The 18,220-nt window shown below is 44.1% G+C and carries 16 protein-coding genes; 1 reads left to right on the plus strand and 15 read right to left on the minus strand.

The window, feature by feature from the left end:
• Nucleotides 1-213: 213 nt before the first annotated feature.
• From ACVBDY_RS13930 to ACVBDY_RS13995, 14 genes are all read right to left on the minus strand, one after another.
• Complete coding sequence (locus tag ACVBDY_RS13930; protein ID WP_447176072.1) at nucleotides 214-1,683, minus strand: lipopolysaccharide biosynthesis protein; 1,470 nt, start codon at nucleotides 1,681-1,683, stop codon at nucleotides 214-216.
• Nucleotides 1,684-1,838: 155 nt separating this feature from the next.
• The gene (locus ACVBDY_RS13935) at nucleotides 1,839-2,330 is read right to left on the minus strand and encodes a hypothetical protein (protein ID WP_447176073.1); all 492 of its coding nucleotides are present in this window, start codon (nucleotides 2,328-2,330) and stop codon (nucleotides 1,839-1,841) included.
• Between the two features lie 388 nt (nucleotides 2,331-2,718).
• Nucleotides 2,719-3,579, minus strand: coding sequence for an ATP synthase F1 subunit gamma (gene atpG / locus ACVBDY_RS13940; RefSeq protein ID WP_447176074.1), 861 nt, complete (start codon nucleotides 3,577-3,579; stop codon nucleotides 2,719-2,721).
• A 67-nt stretch (nucleotides 3,580-3,646) separates the two neighbouring features.
• Nucleotides 3,647-5,224 (minus strand): F0F1 ATP synthase subunit alpha, encoded by a 1,578-nt coding sequence (atpA, locus tag ACVBDY_RS13945; RefSeq protein ID WP_447176075.1) that lies wholly within the window; start codon nucleotides 5,222-5,224, stop codon nucleotides 3,647-3,649.
• A gap of 88 nt (nucleotides 5,225-5,312) precedes the next feature.
• Complete coding sequence (atpH, locus tag ACVBDY_RS13950) at nucleotides 5,313-5,849, minus strand: ATP synthase F1 subunit delta (RefSeq protein WP_447176076.1); 537 nt, start codon at nucleotides 5,847-5,849, stop codon at nucleotides 5,313-5,315.
• Between the two features lie 7 nt (nucleotides 5,850-5,856).
• Nucleotides 5,857-6,354: a F0F1 ATP synthase subunit B gene (locus tag ACVBDY_RS13955; protein WP_447176077.1), complete on the minus strand. Its 498-nt coding sequence runs from the start codon at nucleotides 6,352-6,354 to the stop codon at nucleotides 5,857-5,859.
• An 89-nt stretch (nucleotides 6,355-6,443) separates the two neighbouring features.
• Nucleotides 6,444-6,641, minus strand: a complete 198-nt coding sequence (gene atpE, locus ACVBDY_RS13960; RefSeq protein WP_447176078.1) for an ATP synthase F0 subunit C — start codon at nucleotides 6,639-6,641, stop codon at nucleotides 6,444-6,446.
• Nucleotides 6,642-6,693: 52 nt separating this feature from the next.
• Nucleotides 6,694-7,770: a F0F1 ATP synthase subunit A gene (gene atpB / locus ACVBDY_RS13965; protein ID WP_447176079.1), complete on the minus strand. Its 1,077-nt coding sequence runs from the start codon at nucleotides 7,768-7,770 to the stop codon at nucleotides 6,694-6,696.
• A gap of 100 nt (nucleotides 7,771-7,870) precedes the next feature.
• Nucleotides 7,871-8,260 (minus strand): hypothetical protein, encoded by a 390-nt coding sequence (locus ACVBDY_RS13970; RefSeq protein ID WP_447176080.1) that lies wholly within the window; start codon nucleotides 8,258-8,260, stop codon nucleotides 7,871-7,873.
• Nucleotides 8,261-8,386: 126 nt separating this feature from the next.
• Nucleotides 8,387-8,806, minus strand: a complete 420-nt coding sequence (locus tag ACVBDY_RS13975; RefSeq protein ID WP_447176081.1) for a bactofilin family protein — start codon at nucleotides 8,804-8,806, stop codon at nucleotides 8,387-8,389.
• A 32-nt stretch (nucleotides 8,807-8,838) separates the two neighbouring features.
• Nucleotides 8,839-11,370 (minus strand): type IX secretion system periplasmic lipoprotein PorW/SprE, encoded by a 2,532-nt coding sequence (gene porW, locus ACVBDY_RS13980; RefSeq protein ID WP_447176082.1) that lies wholly within the window; start codon nucleotides 11,368-11,370, stop codon nucleotides 8,839-8,841.
• Between the two features lie 272 nt (nucleotides 11,371-11,642).
• Nucleotides 11,643-11,810, minus strand: coding sequence for a hypothetical protein (locus tag ACVBDY_RS13985; protein ID WP_447176083.1), 168 nt, complete (start codon nucleotides 11,808-11,810; stop codon nucleotides 11,643-11,645).
• Nucleotides 11,811-11,870: 60 nt separating this feature from the next.
• Nucleotides 11,871-12,566, minus strand: coding sequence for an ABC transporter ATP-binding protein (locus ACVBDY_RS13990; protein ID WP_447176084.1), 696 nt, complete (start codon nucleotides 12,564-12,566; stop codon nucleotides 11,871-11,873).
• A 22-nt stretch (nucleotides 12,567-12,588) separates the two neighbouring features.
• Nucleotides 12,589-14,073, minus strand: a complete 1,485-nt coding sequence (locus ACVBDY_RS13995; protein ID WP_447176085.1) for a DUF5687 family protein — start codon at nucleotides 14,071-14,073, stop codon at nucleotides 12,589-12,591.
• A gap of 977 nt (nucleotides 14,074-15,050) precedes the next feature.
• Between ACVBDY_RS13995 and ACVBDY_RS14000 the strand changes: the two genes are divergently transcribed.
• Complete coding sequence (locus ACVBDY_RS14000; RefSeq protein ID WP_447176086.1) at nucleotides 15,051-16,328, plus strand: S41 family peptidase; 1,278 nt, start codon at nucleotides 15,051-15,053, stop codon at nucleotides 16,326-16,328.
• A 316-nt stretch (nucleotides 16,329-16,644) separates the two neighbouring features.
• On the opposite strand, the gene ACVBDY_RS14005 is transcribed toward ACVBDY_RS14000, so the two are convergent.
• Entirely contained in the window at nucleotides 16,645-17,937 is a 1,293-nt protein-coding gene (locus tag ACVBDY_RS14005) for a serine hydrolase (RefSeq protein ID WP_447176087.1), read from the minus strand.
• Between the last annotated feature and the right edge of the window lie 283 nt (nucleotides 17,938-18,220).

Genomic DNA, 18,220 nt, shown 5'->3' on the forward strand with positions numbered 1-18,220 from the left:
GAAAATCAGATTCCCTTTAGGGTTAGGGTAAAATTGATTTTCCGACAAATAGTGCGAAAATCTAATTTTGTCATGTACTAAAATCAAAGCGTTAAGATGGATCAAATGTATTTTTCAGAATTTAAGCATTGATATACAGCTAATTTCCAATATCCCTTTTTAACTCTTAATTCGCATTATTATACACTTCCTGTTTTTCCTTCCGTTACACTATCAGGAACGGTACCTTTGCAGGAATATTTTTTTCAATTCTCTTCTTTCCTGGTAGAACACCAGTGCCAAAAATACTAAAAGTAGCCCGCTTCCTACAACAATATCGCTATCAAATACATAAAAAGAAAGGAAGGAGAAAAAAACGGAAACAAACAGGTAAACGCTTATTTTCTTCACATTGTATGGCACGGGATAATGCTTTTGTCCCACGACATAAGAAAGGACCATCATACTCCCATAAGCTGCAAGGGTAGTTATAGCCGAGCCATTGTAACCTATTAACGGGATAAGAATAAAGTTGAGCGCCAGTGTAATCACCGCCCCGATAACGGATATATACGCCCCATAACGTGTTTTATCGGTCACTTTATACCAGACGGACAGGTTGTGATAAATACCGAGGCACAGGTTGGCCAGGATAACCATAGGCACGATGCCCAGTGCTTCCCAATAGGTCTCATTGCGGATAAGCAATACTTTCAGAATATCAATATACACCATCACCCCCAATAATATACAGGCGCCGAAAATGACAAAATACTGTGTAATCAGCGCATATGTTTCGGGGGCATTCTTATTTTTTGCGTAACTGAAGAAAAAGGGTTCCACGCCAAGCCGGAAAGCTGTGGCGTAGAGGGTCATAAATGTAGCTATCTTGTAACAGGCCGTATACACCCCTACCTCTCCTTTGGCTATATCTTCGGGCAGCAGGTAATCCAGCAACAGGCGGTCGAAAACCTCGTTCACGGTATACGCCAGGCCGGCTATGAGCACCGGCCAGGCATAATGCATCATCCGTTTCCACAGCACCTTGTCAAAATGCCATTTTATATTCCGGAATCCGGGGACCAGGACAAGGAAGGTCAGGGCACTGGCCACCAGGTTGGAAATAAAGATATAAGCGATCTGGAAGTCTTCCACATACAGGTAATCCCACATATTTTTCTCATCTCCCGATGCAAGTGCGGGAAGAAGCACCAGAAAGAAAACATTAAGCCCGAGGTTAACGGCTACATTGCCTATTTTGATATAAGTATATACCAGCGGTTTCTGCATGGCCCTCAGCCTCGCAAAAGGTATAATGGCAAACGCGTCCAACGCCAGTATCCAAATGGTATATACGATATATTCCGTATCTATATCGGCCCATTCTGCCAGCAATCCCCGCATGGAAAGCGCGGTAAGAAGGAACAATAACGTCGTAAATACAATGGAAGAAAATGATGTGCTCACCACCTTTGCGCTATTCTCTTCCGCATTGAAAAAGCGGAAAAAGGCGGTTTCCATACCGTAAGCCAGAATCACATTAAACAGGGCTATCCAGGAATAAACAATGTTGAGTTCGCCGTATTCTTCCTTGGGCAAAATATCGGTGTAGAGCGGCACCAGGATAAAGTTGAGCATCCTGGGCAAAACCGTTGCCAGTCCGTAAATAAATGTATGCTTAAAAAGTTTTTTAAGTGCACCCAACAGTTCACCGGATTTCTGGGTGATAAAAGTATGGAAAAGTACTGAAAATCCCTAACTGTGCTTCGGCAAGCTCAGCAACCGGGAATCGGCTTCGCTCAGCAACGGGGAACCGGGGCGCTGACCCGACTTTCCGAGTACCGGAAACCACTTTAAGATTATTCCTTTCGGGGATTTACCACGGGAGCTCCTTCTTTTACGCGGGCTATCCTGAAATATTTTACGACATCTCTTTCCTTAAAACTGACCACGGCTTCGTCTTCTTCCAGTTCAAACGGCAGGGGTTTCCGGAATTCCGGGGGACGGTTACCTACCTCTTTCCGGGGATCGGCATGCATAACAATATCCGGTTTTGGCCTGTTTTCAAATCTGCCGATATAAACCAGGTAGTTGCCCCGCTGAACTTTTTCAAGTTTTGCTCTCCTGCCCCGGTAATATACACTGTCCAGAAATATATCACTCCCCGAAATAACGGGAATAAACAAGTTTGTCCCGGCAGCAGCGCTTCCCTCCGTCCGCCAGGGTTCCGACACAACATCCCCCAGCTGCAAAGCTTCGGGCCGGGCAGACAATGTTTTCTTTGCATTGCCACATTGTGCAAAAGCAGAAATCACGAAAATACCTGCAATGATATGTATAACGCTTCTCATAGACTTATAGGTTTAATCATCTGTCCCGAATCTATATCCGGTATAAACTTCACTAAATGAACTTTATTACTCCGTAGCTCTGCTATGCTCCCGATAATTATCGGGAGCAAAAAAGCCAAAATTTGGAACAAAAATCTCTATTTTTCGCTTCAATCAAAAAAGTTTAAACGAGTTCAGTATGTAAATATACTGTTTTCAAATATGATGCCATTTTCACAGAACACCGTCTACTATCCCGGCGGAGCATTTCAAAGCTCACTCAGTGCATCCATCCGGGCATTAAAAAAACCCGCAGGATACTATCTCACGGGTTTTTACCATATCTGAAAAAAATCGATCTTTCTGAAAAACTCCGAACCCACCGGTCCGGTAATTTATACCACGGAACCTAACCGTTCAGCGCCTCCGCACCACCTACGATCTCCAGGATCTCGTTGGTAATGGCAGCCTGGCGTGCCTTGTTATAGGTCAGCTTCAACTGGTCTCTCAGTTCTTTTGCGTTATCCGTTGCTTTGTGCATTGCCGTCATACGCGCACCGTGCTCGGAAGCAAACGAATCGCGGATGGCTTTGTACAATTGTGTCTTGAGCGACTTGGGGATCAGGGTCTCCACGATCTCTTCCTTGGAAGGCTCAAAAATATAATCGGAAGCCAGTTCCTTCTCTCCTTCCACGGGAACTATGGGCAAAAACTGTTCTGTCCTTACAACCTGGGTGGCGGCATTCTTAAAGTGGTTATACAGCAATACGATCTTGTCGTAAGATCCGTTCACATACATAGCCATCAGGCGTTCGGCTATCTCCGAAACATTATCAAAGGTCAGGTCATCGTAAACCCCGTTGTGGTTTTCTATAACGGTGTAGGATTTACGAAGTACATCGTCTCCTTTTTTACCGATAGTCACAAAATCCACCTGTTTGTCACTATACGTTCCTGCAACAACCTGCTTCCCTTCCTTAATCACATTGGTATTAAAAGCTCCGCAAAGCCCACGGTTGGATGTTATGGCTACGGCGAGTACTTTATTCACCTCCCGTTGTTCGGCATAAGGACTACCGGAGTCACCTTCCAGTGTCGTACTCAGTCCCTGCAACAATTCGGTGAGTTTCTCGGCATACGGCCGCATAACGGTGATGGCATCCTGTGCTTTTTTCAACTTTGCAGCAGATACCATTTTCATGGCACTGGTGATCTGCATCGTTGAGGATACCGACACTATTCTTCCGCGTATTTCTTTTAAGTTTGCCATTTTGTTTAATTAGCCGATTTGATAAGGTGTCAATAATACCGCATGATCAAATTATCACATGGGCATATTAGTTATATTTTCCCGAAAGTTCTTTAGCCACCGAGCTCAATGTATCCGTAACCTCATCGGTAAGTTTACCTTGCTTCAACAGGTCCAGGATGTCTCTGTGTTTGGCATTCAGGTATTCCAGGTAATCTTTTTCGAATTCTTTTACTTTTCCGACAGGCACGTTTCGCAACAGGTTCTTGGAACCCGCATAGATAATCGCTACCTGGTCTTCCACAGTGTAAGGATCGTTTTGCGCCTGTTTCAGTATTTCCACGTTACGTCTACCTTTCTCAATAACGTTGAGGGTAGCCGTATCCAGGTCGGAACCGAACTTGGCAAAGGCTTCCAGTTCACGGAACTGGGCCTGGTCGAGTTTCAGCGTACCGGCCACTTTTTTCATGGATTTGATCTGGGCCGAACCTCCCACACGCGATACCGAGATCCCCACGTTGATCGCCGGGCGAACCCCGGAGTTGAACAGGTCGGATTCCAGGAATATCTGTCCGTCCGTAATGGATATCACGTTGGTCGGGATATACGCAGAAACGTCACCTGCCTGGGTTTCGATAATCGGAAGGGCGGTAAGAGAACCTCCTCCTTTTACTATTGGTTTCAACACATCCGGAAGGTCGTTCATTCCCTTTGCAATATGATCATCGGCGATAACTTTTGCAGCACGCTCCAGCAACCTGGAGTGCAGGTAGAACACGTCCCCGGGATACGCCTCACGTCCCGGCGGACGACGCAACAACAGGGATACTTCACGATAGGCCACCGCCTGTTTGGACAAATCATCAAAAATGATCAGTGCGGGTCTTCCGGTATCCCGGAAGTACTCTCCTATCGCGGCTCCTGCAAACGGTGCATACACCTGCATAGGCGCAGGATCGGAAGCGTTTGCGGCAACAATGGTCGTATAAGCCAGCGCTCCTTTGTCTTCCAGTGTTTTGGCAATGGCTGCGACTGTAGAAGCTTTTTGCCCTATAGCCACATATATACAATATACGGGCACACCCGCATCATAAAATTCTTTCTGGTTCAGGATGGTATCGATACAAACCGTAGTTTTCCCGGTCTGACGGTCACCGATCACCAGTTCCCGCTGTCCCCGGCCTACAGGGATCATGGCGTCTACCGCTTTGATACCTGTTTGCAACGGTTCGTTTACCGGCTGGCGGAAGATTACTCCGGGGGCTTTGCGCTCCAGGGGCATTTCATATAACTCTCCTTCAATGCTTCCTTTTCCGTCGATAGGGTTACCCAGGGTATTCACTACACGTCCTACGATACCTTCTCCAACTTTTATGGAAGCGATCCGCTGGGTACGTTTTACGGTTGCCCCCTCTTTAATTTCTTTAGAAGGACCTAACAATACTACCCCTACATTATCCTCTTCCAGGTTAAGTACAATACCTTCCAGGCCGGACTCAAACTCCACCAATTCCCCGTACTGGGCATTGGAAAGTCCGTATACCCTTGCGATACCGTCTCCAACCTGCAGGACTGTCCCCACTTCGTCCAGGGAAGCTCCTGCTTCAAACCCGGATAACTGCTTCTTCAATATTGCTGATACTTCAGCCGGATTAACTTCTGCCATCTTTAATCTTGGTGTTTAGTGACCGGACATCGGGCCTGCCGGTAAGCAGGGTATCCAGCCTCATTTTTTATTTGTACTATATACTTAATTAATTATAGGAAAACTTTCTCTTCAAATCACTGAACCTGTGCGCTATGCTGGCATTGTACTGCAAATCGCCCATACGCAGAATAAAACCGCCTATAATGCTGTCATCCACTACGTTATTCAGTATCGCGTCTTTTCCGGTGAGCTCTTTTACTTTTTGCAGCACGCTCGCCTTCAGCCTGTCGGTCAACGGTACAGCCGTGGTAACTACGGCAAGTTGTTTTCCGTGGCTTTCATCGTAAAGGGCAACATACTGGCGGGCTATTTCGCCCAACAGTGCTATCCGGTTATTTTCGGCAAGCACCCTGATAAGGTCTGCAGATATCTTGTTTACGGAAGCGAATATTTCCTGTAATGCCGCTTTTTTAACTTCGGACTTCACAACGGGGCTTTTAAGCACCAGTTGCAGGTCCCTGCTTTGGGCAACCGTATTTTTCACCAGGCCCATATCTTCATATACGGCCGCTACGGCATCCTGTTCGTGCGCCAGGGCCAGGACGGCCTTCGCATAACGTATAGCTGCTCTTGTTCCTGCCATGATCGTTTTAGTTTAAAGTAGTCCCTACTTCTCCGAGCATGTTCTCTACCAGCTCCAGTTGCTTGTCTTTATCGGAAAACTCTTGTTTTACCACTTTTTCGGCAATCTCTACGGATAGGCTTGCTACCTGGTTTTTCAGTTCGGCCAGGGCCGCCTTTTTCTCTCCTTCGATAGCCGCTTTGGCCTGGGCAATGATCTTGTTCCCCTGCTCCTGGGCTTCCTCTTTGGCGTCGGCTAAGATCTTTTCCTTCATCTCACGGGCCTCTTTCAACAGGGTATCTCTTTCCGCACGGGCTTCTTTGAGGATACGCTCGTTATCGGCCTTGAGGTTTTGCATTTCCTTTCGGGCCTCTTCGGCTGCCGCAAGGGCATCGTTGATAGACGTTTCCCTGCCTTTTACTGCACCGAGTATAGGTTTCCATGCATATTTTCGCAATAATACCAGCAGGATAACAAATACCAGTACCGTCCAAAATATCAAACTTTCAGGATGCGTAACATTCATTTTTTATAGATATTTTAAGTCCTTTCCTTACAAATAAACAAAAACCACCCCGTAACCAACCGTTACGGAGTGTGTTTTCTTTCAGATTATTATGCGATAAGCGCTACAACCACTGCAAACAGTGCAACACCTTCGATAAGGGCTGCTGCAATAATCATCGCAGTCTGAATTTTTGAAGCCGCTTCGGGCTGACGTGCAATAGCATCCATCGCAGATCCACCGATCTTACCGATACCAATCCCTGCACCAATCGCAGCCAATCCGGCTCCTATTCCAGCTAAAATCATAATTAAAAATTTATAGTTATTAAAAAATTAAAACTCTGAACAAAAACGCTTCCTAGTGATGATCTTCTACGGCCTGGCCGATAAACAGGGCAGACAGCAGGGTAAACACATAGGCCTGTAATGCCGCTACCAGCAATTCCAGCACAAACATGAACAAGGCAAAGGCTATGGACACGGGCGCTACCGCAGCGGTTTTAAAAATAAATATCAGTGAAAACAAACTCAGGATCACGATATGTCCCGCGGTGATGTTGGCAAAAAGACGCACCATAAGGGCGAAAGGTTTGGTAAACATCCCCAGTACTTCTACGGGTATCATGATAAGCAGTAACGGCTTCGGTACTCCGGGCGTCGCAAAAATGTGCCCCCAGTAATGCTTATTCCCGCTGAATGTGGTAATCAAAAAGGTAAATACCGCCAGCACCCCGGTAAACACGATATCGTTGGTCAGGGTCCCGGAAAAGGGGAAGAACGGAATAAGTCCGAACAGGTTACCCAGCCATATCAGGAAGAATACGGTAAGCAGATAAGGCATATACTTTTCGTGTTTTTTCTTTCCGATATTGGGTATGGCTATGTCGTTTCGCACAAAAAGGATCAAAGGCTCCATAAATGCAGCCAGTCCTTTGGGCGCTCCCTGGTTTTTCCTGTACGACCGGGCTACAGGTATAAAAATAAGCAGCATAAAAGCGGCAGAAAGAAACAGGGTGAATACATTCTTGGTAATGGAAAAATTGAGCGGTCTGTCATTCAACGGATGATGTTCTTCATCGAAGGCCAGTTCGCCTTGCTCCCCGGCATAATAGATCTCATCGTGATAGCGTACGAATTTCATCCCTTTTTTCTCCACAACCACATCCCCGGTTTCATCATGGTGAAACGCATCTGACATAAAAGTCACCAGGCCGTTATCTGTCCATAAGATCACGGGCAGCGGCAGCGACAAATTACCTGCAATGTGGAAATCATGCGAATCGCTGATGTGGTGCATGATAGTTTCGGTGGGATTGAAAGCTTCTTCCCCAGTATCACCGGAATGATCTTTAGGATGTTCCTGGGAATACACGGATGAAGAGATCAACAGTGTTAAAAAAGCTATAATTTTGACAGACTTTCGTGTTATCGACATATCTTTATTTCTAAAAAATACCTGGTCTCGAAATTTTGGCGCAAAGGTAAAAATTTAATTAACAATTCCTTGTTCATAAACAAAGATTTTTCCGGATTTTTTATTTCTGACCCTCCTGAACGAATTTTACCACATAAAGGACTTCGATCGTTAAAAAAATGAAATACGGAACAAAGAAAGCCAGGACATCGCCGATAAAGCGGCCTTCCTGCGCTATAAGAGGCCACAAAAAAATCACGGAGGCCATCATTCTCAGCAAACTACATCCCATAAAAGCATATCCCGTCTTATCGGCCGCTGTTCTGCTGACATAAAGTAAAAACAAATAAATCAGGAAAGTCACCACAAGGTGAAAAGCGTAAATAGCTATGGTGGAAAGCCGGAAATCATAGCCGGAAATTCCGTAAGTAACAAGTGCATATTGCAGCCCGCACAACACTGCGGTAAGGGGTAATATTAATTTCAAAAAGGCAAACACATGTCTTTTCATCCGCATACTGGGTTGGGTTCTCGGCCTGCAAATATAAAAGATATCCCGGAACCACGGCCTTTTGTTTCACGAAAGCCCTCTCCTGCCTCACTGCCCGCGGAGGCCGGAAAGAACAATACGGATAATTTAAGCGATTTTACCTGCTTTTTCCGGTTCTGCTACGGGTTTGTTGAAGGACTTCACATCAGTGCCTTTCATCGTGCAGTTGGCGTTGAATGCCGCTCCCGGGTCTACGGAAAGTCTGGACACAACCACATCGCCCTCGATGATGGCCGAGGACTTCAGCGACAATTGCTCGGCAACCAGTAATTCACCGGTAAACTTGCCTTCTATGTCGGCATTTACACATTCTATCTTACCGTTAATAAAACCGTCTTTTCCAATCACGATCCGTCCTGAAGACTTTACATTGCCCTCTACTTTTCCGTCAATACGGATATCGGCATCGGAAACAATATCACCGCTAATCCGGGTGTTCTTCTCAATACGGTTGGCCTGCGGAAAAGTTTCCGTAATTACTTTTCCCTTTTTGGATTCTGAAAACATTTGGGGTAAGTTTAATGATTATAAAATTATGTTTATGGTTCCTGCGGTATTTCCTTGTTTTTGAAGGCGGCAACATTCTTGTGCACCTGTACTGTTCTGTAATCGGGGCTCAAAATAAGGAAATTTTCGGTGTCAATCACACATTCCTTGTCATTATTGACCAATTCCCTGTATGTCTCCGCGTCTTTACTGTTCCGTAGTCCGTGCACTACAACGAATACGGTATCGGTGTCATACACGTCCCTGGATACCCTCAGGTTTTTATAATAGGGATATTTCAGGGCAAAATATTCCATGTTCTCCATAAGCTCCCTCGTTCCCGTAACATTGTTCTTACCGACCGGAAGAACGAGTTTCCAGCGTCCGGGTCCTTCCTCTCCCGCCACAAAGGCATCGCCTCCCAGTGCAGCGGCTTCATCGAGTTTTCTTTGGGCCTCTTTGCCCACATCATCATTCGGATAGTTAAGGGCAATGGCATTCAGTTCTTCTTTAAAACGGTCCAGCCCGTACAGCCTGCCCAGACCGGTGGCCCGGAGCATCTCCATACGGGGAATGATCTCCTCGCCGGGATGTTGTTTTATATAGCGTTCGGTTTCCTCAACCACCGTTTCATATTGTTGTTCCCGGAACTTCTTGTAGAGCGACGTGAAGTACGTTTCCGGGTCATTTGCTTCCCCGGCCAGAATGGCTTCCGGGTTTTCCAGTATTTCCGCATACCGCGAACCGGGGTGGTTTTTAATAATATCTTCTTTCGCCCCCGCCACCTTATCGGACCCTACTGTTTCGTAAAGCCGAAAAAGATGGTACTTGGAAGGCAATACCAGTTTTTCTTCCGGATCGCTGTCCAGCACGGTCTCAAGCTTTCCGATAGCGAGCGGATATTCCTTGAATTTTTCCTTGTAAATAAGTCCCAGCTGGTAATTGGCAAAATCCCTTTCCGTTTTCAGGCTGTCCAGCACCAGTTCGTCTGTCGGCAGGCGGTCGGTATAAAAATTGACATTATACCGTTCATCCGGCGTCAGGGCTACCGCCTCCGGTGGCGTTTCCTCCGTGCTATCCTGCCGGGAGATCATACTTTTGTTGGAAAGTCTCCAGTTATCCCCGAGCTCCCGATCTCCCCACATCTTCCGGAACGAGGTTTTTCCCTGCCCCAGGGCGATCAGGTTATAGAAGTAAAATTTTCCGCCTTCGCTACCGCTCTGCCCTATGGTGTTTACCTGTTCTTCAAAAGGATTAAAAGTCCCGGTTTCGGCAGCTCTTTCCTCTTCTTCCTTCCGCTTCTCATCCGCCGCGCGTATCTCTTCGATATACGCTTCAAAATAGGCCACACGCTCGCTTTCCGGCAAAGAGACCAGGTGGAGTATACTGTCATTTACATGAACGATATCTTCGTAGCGGATAACATCTTCCAGGTTATCGCGCTTCTTTTGTATGACCCTTATTTTCCGGCGGTCATCCTTAAGCTGTGTCAGTGTACTGTCGTAATAAGCCCCGGCATTTTTATATTCGTTCCGGTCAAAATTCATTTCGGCCAGTTCTTCGTAGCACATCGCTTTTAACCTCCAGTCATCCGCATTGGCCCTCAGGGACTTATTCAGGTATTCTTCGGCCAGCCGTATGGAATCGGATTGTTTGTGAAAGTCCGCGATATAGTGGTATATTTTGTCGAGAAAGGGACGGTTTTCGCGGTTGTTTTCCATCTTGTCCAGGAATTCCAGCCTTTCTCTCCTTTCCGTACTATCGGAAATCTCCGTATTGCGCATTTTTTGCAGTTCCGCGTTTATCATATATGTCCGCGGCGACTTCCGTTTCAGGGCAATAACCTTACCGTAAGCCAGGTTGGCGCTGTCCTTCTCTTCCAGGGCGTCATAGAGCTGCCCAATGATATAATTGTACCTTCCTTTTTCGTCATTTTTTTTGGTGAGGGTCGCGGCGATCTTCAGTTTGCGTACGGCACTGTCTTTATATTGCAGGTTGATATAGGCCTGGGCCATTGCCGCACTGACATCGGCATATTCCTGTTCTTTCAGTTCGGTACCATATACAAAATCCTTCAGGTTTTCCAGGGCAAGTTCTTCACTCTCCAGGCGTATGTTGGTCTTTTCTCTCCATATCCTTGCCTGGCGGTATTTATCGCTATCCGGGTATTTATCCAGCACATAATTAAATGCTTCCATAGCGGGAATAAAGCGCTGGTCGTAGTACCGGCCGATGCCGAGCAACAGGTAGGCCTCATCCATTTGCGGGTTGCGTTCTCTTCCCCGGATGTTCATACCGTGCTTTTGTATGGCTTTGGCCGCTTTTTCCTCAGCCTTTTCGAAACTGGGATTGTCCGCCCCGCCGGAAAGCGCTTTTTCCTCGACCACTTCCATGCGTTCCACGGGCAGCACATCCCAGAAATTGTCGGTATACGAAGTTATGAGTCCTTCCCTGCCTTCGTTCAGGGCGTTCTTTCCGTTGTACAAAATATTGTATTTGGCCGTAAGTGCATGAAAATTACGGTTCAGAAAAGCATCTTTTTTGGTAGAACAGCCGGTAACGGCGAAAAAAGATACGGTTGCCACAACACAGGCTAAGCAGGATATATTAATTACGGGCCTCAAATCTCAATACTGTTTTTTTAACTTTTTCCGATCGGGTATACTGTCATGCGGGAACATCACAACCGTTCCTGTAAAACCGGGCAACGGCAGTTCGCGAGGCTCCCTGTACTCTTCGGCTAAACCGAACAGTCCCACGGGGTTTATAGGGTAAAAATACGTTTCTTTTTTGATTTACGTAAAAATATGCGGATTTCTATCGGTGCAAATGCATTAAAAAACTATAATTGCAACGTTTAAGGGTTGCGGGTTACAGGTTGCAGGTTCCAGGTTCCAGGTTCCAGGTTCCAGGTTACAAGTTGCGGGTTCCAGGTTGCAGGTTGCAGGTTGCAGGTTGCAGGTTCCAGGTTGCAGGTTGCAGGTTGCAGGTTACGGAGTACAATTACCGCTGCGCTCCTAACCAATGCGTTTACCCCGGGGTTTCTATGTTAAAAACCGCACTCTTTTATTACATGCTGCCGTGATCAGCCGGCAAAAATATTTTCCAGTTCCCTCAGTGTTTCCGGTGTTGTCTGCATATCCCTGGTTATCTTTCCTTTATCCAACACCACGATACGTTTGCACACTTCGGTGACGTGTATGAGGTCGTGACTGGATATCAATACCGTGACCCCGTTATCTTCGGCCAGTTCACGTACTATTTCCTTCAGGCGGATCTGGGTTGTGGGGTCCAGGTTGGCAAAGGGTTCGTCCAGTATGACCACTTTGGGATTGCCGATCAGTGCGGCTACGATCCCCACTTTTTTCTGGTTGCCTTTGGAGAGGTCGCGCAGGTATTTATTCCGTTTGAGGATCTCCCCGTTAAAGAAAGGCTCGTATTTCGGCAGGAAAGCATCGACATCGGCCCGGTTCCATCCCCGGAGCTCTCCCGTGAAATAAAAATACTCTTCGGGGGTGAGGTACCCGATCAAAAAACTCTCATCGATAAAGGCCGAAGTAAAAGGTTTCCACTCCTCGCTCTTGTTTACCATGACGTCGTTATTGACGATATACCCGGAGGTAGGCCGGATAAGATCGAGCAGAAGGCTGAAAAACGTGGTTTTTCCCGCCCCGTTGTTTCCTACCAGTCCCAGGCTCTGGCCGGAAGGAACAGTAAGTTCTTCGATGTGGAGCACTGTGGTTCCGTTATAGGTTTTTGTAAGATCGTTCGCTATTATCATGTTATATTTTTTTGTTACCTGCTTAACTGTCTTTTTCTTTAAAGCCGTTTATAGCCACATATTTCCGTTTCTTGTACAGCGCCCCTATAGTGGTCATCAGGAAATCCCTGGCCATAATACCGGCAATCCCCATCAACGCAAGAACCGAAGATGCGGCATCAAAAGAGATAAACTTATAGCACAGGTACCATACCAGCACAGGGAATACCAGCAACGGCAGAATCACAATAAACTGTGCGGCGCCGGTGCCCTGGTAATTGAGGAACGGGCTTTTTTCGAGATCCACACGTTTTTTGTTATACGCCCCGGCAAAAAGCAGCACCGGGATATTCACCCCGATATTATACAGTGCGCAGGCCGTATTCAGCACCATGATCTCCCATCCGAAATAGGCATAAGGCAGGCTGAGCAGGTATAAGACCACCACGCTGAAGGCCATGAGCCCCGCCTTGGAAGCGAGGTATTTTTTCAACGGAATGTTCTGGGACATCATCATGCCGTAATAGGGACTGTCCCAGGACGGAATGAACTGTCCGAAGTTTATCATAAAAGCCCCGGAAATAAATATCCCGACGAATACATACCAGACAGGCATATCGCTGTAGGTGGGATTGGTGTAAAAGATCAGTCCGTAAGCCAGGAAGAACAGGGATAACCACACGGTGCTTTTCGGACGTTTGTTTCGCCATATGAGTTTCAGGTCGAGTTGCAGGAAGGGGGCGATATCGCCAAACTTCCGCACCCAGCCCATATCGGAAGTGCTTACCTGTCCCGCTTTGCTTTCCAGCGAGGCATCCAGGTAGAACCGTTTGCGCAAAGCGGCATAATTCCAGCTATACAAAACGACCGGAAGCAGGATGGGAAGACACACCACATAGGGATGTGCCACCAGAACATCGAGCATCTTCCCGAAGAAGATACTGATCTCAAACACCTGCAAATGCTCCAATACGGACAGAACAATGGCAACAAGGACAAAGGGAAGCAGGGTCTTGATATCTCCGGCAAACTTTTTCTTTAAAAGAAAATTGAGGTAATTGACCCCCATCACCAGGCTCAGCATACATACACTCCAGGCCAGCATGGCCCCCGGGCCGTGGTTTCCTTTTACCGCGCAATAAACCGCAAACGGAATAACCACGAGCAGGGGAAACAGGTTGAAAAGAGAGAAAAGACTCTTCAGCAAAAGATAGTGAATGGCTTTCCCCTTACGCACGGGCAAAATAAGCAAGGGCCTGATATCCATAACGGGAAGTGTTTGTATAAAAAAGCGCGCCAGCAGGTCGGCGGAGATCCAATAGATCACCAGCCGGTTGGCTACGGACAGCTGTTCTTCTCCCGGATACAGTTCGGAAAGCAAGGGATACAAACCCAAGCCGAGTATTAAAAAAGAAAGTATGAAATAAAGGGCAAGAAAACCCATTAAAATTCGAATCGCCAGATCTTTCCCGAGACTGGCGGAGCGAAAAAAAGATTTCCATTGCAGGGAAACAAAATGCTTTATCATTTTAAACAGGTTTAACACTATATAGGTAGGTACGGCAGTGTTTATGTTACATCAAATTTAAACAGTTTCTAACATTTTACCCGAAACCTCTTCCCGGCAAACCATAGCATCCCGGTCCTTAAGACGGGAAAACCGACATAACAGGACCTCAAAATAATACTTTTGTACCACAACAGCACCATTTCCTTTATTCTTTTATTGCCCGGCCCTTGTTTCTCTGCTGTTTTCGCAGGCCCGAAAGGGGGTACATGTGGGACCACCTCTTAAAATTGTAAAGCCTTAAAAATCACGTAAGTATTTTTAAGGCTTTTTTTATTGCTCTAATATATGCTCAAACTTCTTTAGAAACTCCTACGGTTATTGAGTTGATTGAACTTCATATTTTTTATCTCATCTATATGGTTTAACTTAGAATGAAATTTAATTTATTCGTTTTGGCTAAGTATAAGAGTACACCCTGACCGAAACAACCAATACCATCCTTAACGAGCTATTGGTCTATGCGGGCAGGGAGGAGTTCAAAGAGATCAAAAAATCGGTACCGGACAAGTGTCGTATCAAACAATTAGAGGCTTTCACTCATGAAATTCAAGCGATCAACAGGGAACCTGACAATTTTAAAAGCGCTCCCAGGATGAAAGAAATCATTGATAAATATGCTCCCATATTATGTGCGGTTTACAATATGGATGAGCCATAAACGAAAATCACGCCAACAGAGTCATTCCGTTTATATCCTATAATAAAAAATGCAAAGGGCAACTGAAATTTACCTGTCCAAAAAACAATAATTTTCTTAAATTGGATCAGACAGGAATAATACAACCGGTCAAACTGTAACAAATACTGATTTCCTTAATCTTTTAAAGAAAACAAAAAATATGAAACCTGTATTTTCTATACTTCTATTTCTTATAACAAATCTCCTTCTTGCCCAAATACCAAACACCTTAACTAAAGCAGATAAAATTTACGGATTGTCAAAATTCTGGCAGGAAGTTAACTACAATTTTGTTTACCTCGACAAAATCGACAGGGAAGCGTGGGAGGAGGAATATAAAAAACTCATCACTGAAGTCCAGGAAACAGAAAATGATTACGAGTATTACCGTTTGTTACAAAAATTCTGCGCCATGTTAAAGGATGGCCACACCAATGTCAATTTTCCGAAAATACTTTACGGGAGTATTCTGCTTAACACCTACTTTGGAGAATACCGGATATTCCTGTCCAATATAGACGGTAAGGCGATCATCACTCGGGTAAATGCGAGTAAAAAGGAGGTGTTACCCATTGGTACAGAGATTGTGAAGGTGAACGGGATGGAGACCAAAGAATATATCAAAGAGCATGTTGCTCCCTATATTTCTTCTTCTACGGAACATATATTAAAGGATTGGAGCATCCGGCTCATGCTTCGGGCGCCCGAAGGCACGGGATTCCATCTTGAGTTCAGGTTACCGGACGGCAGCTCCAAATCTTTGAGATTAACCCATACCAAAACTGAAGAAAAGGAAGTTTATCCTCCCTTTGAAGAACACGAACTACTAGATTTTAAATGGCTGGAAAACGATATAGCCTATGTAGCCCTGAACTCTTTCAGCGATGCAAAGATCGACACTTTGTTCACCGAAAAATTACCGGAATTATACAAGGCCAAAAAACTGGTTATCGACCTGAGAAATAATGGTGGAGGAAGTACCAGTATAGGAACAAAAATACTTCAATACCTTACCAATGATACGTTATTATACGGCTCCAAAACACAAAGCCGGTTACATATCCCCTCTTTCAAAGCCTGGGGGAAATGGACTGAGGCTAAAGACACCGTAAACAATGCCTGGGCAAAACAGGAATATCTCTCTTATCACGATGCCTTTTACCATGACTTTCCTTATGAACCCGATACTGTAAAGTTGAAGGAAAAACGTATTGTTGTTCCCACAGTGCTCCTGATCGGGCACAATACGGCATCCGCCGCCGAAGACTTTTTGATCTATGCAGATAACCAGCAGCACATGGTAAAGATCGGAGAGCCCACCTTCGGAAGTACAGGACAACCTTTACTTTTTGATCTTCCCGGTGGAGGATCGGCCAGGGTTTGCACTAAAAAAGACACCTATCCGGATGGCAGAGAGTTCGTAGGTTACGGAATACAACCCGATATCACGGTAAAAAAGACATTATCCGATTATCTGAAAAACAAGGATCCTGCACTGGAAGAGGCAATAAGGTATCTCAACCGAAAAAATTAGAAATTAGATTCTTAAATAAATACCAAAATGTTTTTACTCTGAAAGCTCACATAAAAGTTCCAAATCCTCCAAAAATTGGTTCGAGATTTGTATCGTTGGGTCCACCGGAAAACAGATGTAAATCGTTGTAAATCAATAAGATTCGCAACGCTTTTTTTATGCGAGCTAAAATATATGCTCAAACTTCTTCGGAAACGCCCATGAATAAAGGGCTGCGGGACTTTACGCTACCCTGCATAAATTGCGATAAGATGATTTTGTGATGATGCATTATTAAAAGTTTTATGGGCTGTAAGTGGTCATTGGCGGTAGTTTGTTATTTGCTTTCGATTCGTTTCAACATTTGTTTAGCAGTTTTATTTTCCTTGTCAAATTCTAATGCTTTTTGTAAGAATTTAATTGCTAAATCTGGTTTTTGCATTTTTTCATAACATTCACCAATAAATAAATAGGCATATGAAATTCCAATGACGTTTTTTAAATCAATTGTTGTGCTTAACTCAAAAATTTTGATTGCGTCTTCGAATCTATCTCTTCGCATTAAATATCTTCCGGTATAAATCAAATCTGAAACTTCGTCTGAAAAATCATATTTTTCTTTTTGATTTGACTTAATGTGCTGATAAAATGAAATTCCGTCCTGAAAATTATCTAATAATTTTCCTCTAATATCAAGGTAAATTGATTTTTTAGGAACTTCAAAAGTTTGGTTGTTTAAAATGTTTATTATTGCTTCTGAAAGTGCACCCAGTTTAAAATTTTGACTATTTGTCATCATCACAATAGTTCTGTTATTCGTTGACTCGTGGTAAATAAAGGATTCATAATTATTACCTGAACCTTGATGAGAATGTTTTATAATTTTATTGTTTTCAAAAATTACATTACCTAAACTTGATTGGGAATTCTTGTCGAAACTTTTAGCGAGGAATTTTAGTGAACTGTTTTTTATAATTTTTTTGCTGTGCAAACCACTAACCCAGTTATACAAATCGCCAATTGAAAAATACATTTCTCCGCCACCGTGAATAAAAGTTGTTTCCTTGTAATCGTTGTCGAATGACCCGGCCATATTTGCAGATAGCACGGAATCCTTTGGGATTTCACCACCTTTTATTTTTAGCTTTTTAAATAACTTATTTTTTAAAAAATCTTCGTAAGAAAGGTTAGTGATTTTTTTAATAATTTCTTGTTGAAGAAAAACATTTGCATTACTATAAATGTAACCAGACCCGGGTTCAAACTCTAATTTTTCCACATTATTCAATTCAGCGAGGTACTCAGAATCTGTGTTTTTGAATATTCTTGGTAAACCGCTTGTGTATTGAAGTAAATGTTTGATTTGGATTTTTTCAGCCCAATTTGGCAAATACGTTAAATAGTCTGAAACTTTATCTTCTGATTTTAATTCTCCGTTTTCTACTAAAAGTAAAATTCCTGTGCTATTAAATTCTTTAGTTATTGAGCCAATTGGCATCGTGGATTCTCGATTTAATTTTTTACTTTTTGTATAATCTGTATATCCAAGTTCATTATGATAAATAATTTTTCCATTTTCAGAAACAATTATATTTCCATTAAAAATTCCAATTTCGTTTGCTGATTTCATTAACGAATCTAAATTCTGTATTTCCTTAGATTGTCCGTGCAAAAGAGGCGAAAATAATAATGGTAGAAGTAGAATTAACCGCGTCATAGTTCCAAATAAATTTTAGGTCATATATCATTATAGACGAGCATTAACCGAAATTGTTACTCAAGTTTTTTTCAAAATTACCGACAACTGTAGCCTTCCCCAAACTATGACTTACAACATACCTACTTGGGAAGGTTATACAATATATTTCAATCGATGCTCAAACCTTTATACATCTACATAGCTATATATTACT

Source organism: Sinomicrobium halophytocola (assembly GCF_052983395.1).